This is a genomic window from Microcystis aeruginosa LEGE 91341, from assembly GCF_015206885.1.
GTDB classification, from domain to species: Bacteria; Cyanobacteriota; Cyanobacteriia; order Cyanobacteriales; family Microcystaceae; genus Microcystis; species Microcystis aeruginosa_H.
Map to the genome: position 1 here is coordinate 1 of NZ_JADEXY010000241.1, position 2,450 is coordinate 2,450.

3 protein-coding genes are annotated in these 2,450 nt (G+C 40.4%); all 3 read right to left on the reverse strand.

Annotated features, from left to right (window positions below):
* Window positions 1-115 precede the first annotated feature (115 nt).
* Genes IQ234_RS20510 through IQ234_RS20520 form a run of 3 tightly spaced genes read right to left on the reverse strand, consistent with a single transcriptional unit; the run spans window position 116 to window position 1,955 of the window.
* Window positions 116-283: a type II toxin-antitoxin system HicA family toxin gene (locus IQ234_RS20510; protein ID WP_322743473.1), complete on the reverse strand. Its 168-nt coding sequence runs from the start codon at window positions 281-283 to the stop codon at window positions 116-118.
* A gap of 48 nt (window positions 284-331) precedes the next feature.
* Entirely contained in the window at window positions 332-1,027 is a 696-nt protein-coding gene (locus IQ234_RS20515) for a metal ABC transporter ATP-binding protein (protein WP_193958429.1), read from the reverse strand.
* A gap of 10 nt (window positions 1,028-1,037) precedes the next feature.
* Window positions 1,038-1,955, reverse strand: a complete 918-nt coding sequence (locus IQ234_RS20520; RefSeq protein ID WP_193958430.1) for a metal ABC transporter solute-binding protein, Zn/Mn family — start codon at window positions 1,953-1,955, stop codon at window positions 1,038-1,040.
* Window positions 1,956-2,450: the final 495 nt, after the last annotated feature.

Genomic DNA, 2,450 nt, shown 5'->3' on the forward strand with positions numbered 1-2,450 from the left:
AGCTCTTTTATGAGTTTTGAGAAATTCGTCATCAGGGCAAACTACCTATTGTGAGGTGAATAAGTTGTCTAGATTCTATCTATAATAGCATTTTTTGTCTGACTTTTCTCAACGTTCAACACTTCTGGTCTCCGATAATTTCAAGGACTCGACGAATATAAACAGATTTTACTTTTTTATTATGAACAGGTATGACCAAAATAATATCATTTCTTTTAAAAATGTGATGGCTACCTGTAATTCGATCAAGGGAAAACCCTTCTAATTCTAGCAGTTGACAAATATCGTTGAATCTTGCGTTATTAGGACTATTCTTGAAAGTAGAAAACTTTTAACAATATACCTGTTCTAACATAGCGGCAGTGAGAGATTTTTGGCCGTGATAATAGAGACGACGATTGAGACAACCGATCGATTTAACATAGGTAGATAGGGTTCCCAGATCATGGGAAATAATTAAAATAGTCATCCACTCATTCAATTCTTGCAACAGGGAAAAAATACTAGCACGCATTTGGGGATCGACACTGGCAGTGGGTTCATCTAAAATCAAGAGACGGGGTTCTACTGCTAAAGCGCGAGCGATATAAACCCGTTGGCGCTGTCCCCCCGAAAGTTCAGCAATCGATCTTTTTTTCAACGCTAACATTCCCACACTATCTAAAGCTTTATCTACCCTTATCTCATCTTTTTTACTATAGCCTTGCCAGAGTTTTTTGCTGCTCAATCTCCCCATTTTCACCACCTCACCCACAGTAATGGGAAATGAGCGATCGCATTCAACAAACTGCGGCACATAACCGACTAATTCCCGACCTTTTTGCACACTTTGCCCCAAAATACTGACTTCTCCCCGCCAAGGTTTAATTAATCCCAGTAAAACCTTAAGCAGGGTAGTTTTTCCCCCTCCATTTGGTCCGATAATTCCTAGAAAATCCAGTTCTTGAATAGTTAAATTAATATCTTCGAGGATGGGTTCCTGTTCGTAGCCGGCCCAGAGATTACTAATGGTAATGATCGTTGACATATACAAGCAATTACTGATTTAAAACTGTGGCCATTTTTTGGGAAACTTGTCGCAGGTTTTCACTCCAATTTTGAGCAAAGGCACTAATAGGGATTACCTGTCCCCCAATTTCCCTAGCAATAGTTTCGGCACTTTTCTGACTAAATTCTGGTTGAGTAAAAATAACTTTTATATTCTCTTTTTTGGCCTGTTTGATTAGTTGACTTAACTGGGCAGCACTGGGTTCATTACCGTCGATTTCGAGCGCAATCATCTCTAAACCGTAATCTTGGGCAAAATAGCCCCATTCGGGATGAAACACCATAAATTTTTTGTTTTTAATCCCTGCCAAGTTTTGCCGAATTTCTTGATCTAATGCGTCTAACTCCTGACTGAATTTTTCCAAGTTAGCCCGATAGATAGCTTCCTGACCGGGATCGAGTTGTGCTAGGGTTTGATAAATAGTCTCTGCTTGTGCTTTGACTCGTTTTGGTGATAACCAAATATGGGGATCTAGGGTGTTTTTTCCGGCTTGATGTTTTTCTTCCTTGCTGTGATCATGATCATGATCTGCTGTCAAAGGGATTTTATCTACTCCTTGACTGGTATCGACGATTAACATCTGTTGGTTAACACTGTTTAAGCGATCTTTCCAAGCATCTTCTAAAGATACACCGATTTTAAAGTAGGCTTGCGATTGGGCTGTGGTTTTTAATTGTTCGGGTTTTGGTTCATAGGTGTGGGGATCTGTCCCGGGTTGAATCATGGCATTAACACTGACTCTATCACCGCCGATGCGTTTGACGAAATATTCCTGCGGTACGATACTCACTGTCACCTGTAAGGGTGTCTTTGCTTCCTTTTCCTTGACCGAGGGACCACTACAAGCTGTTAAGCTGGCTATAGTCATTGTTAAAGCGATCGCTGTTAACTGGAATTTTTTACCCATCGGAGTTAACTGAGTCTGATTATGATTCTCATCTTATCACAGTCGCTGAGAATCGTTATCATTCTGAAAATATCTCCGTATAGATGTACTGACTTGGCTGGCAATTAAAAAATTTTCTCTTGCCAACCAACGCTTGACATGATATTATATAAATAATGGAAAATCCGTGCGCCTGCGACCCCCCTCTGGTCAAGTCAAATAAAGCCCCAAAAAATTAACCCCAAAAAGCAGTCGCTGAACTGAAAACTCACAACTGATAACTGATACTCGTTAAGACTGAACTGGAGTTGGGAGCAGGGAGAGGAAGCCTGAGCATTTGTACTAAAACTCCTAAGAGGCAGTTTCAATTCAGGAGAGCTTAACTAGAGCTTGCTGAATAAATCTAAAAACCTTGTTGGGTAAGACTTTTAGACCTTTTGGGAAATCAAAAAGTACCGGACATGGGAGTGATCGGGGGGAAAATTAAGTAATTGACCCCCTCAAAATCGGTAAAAC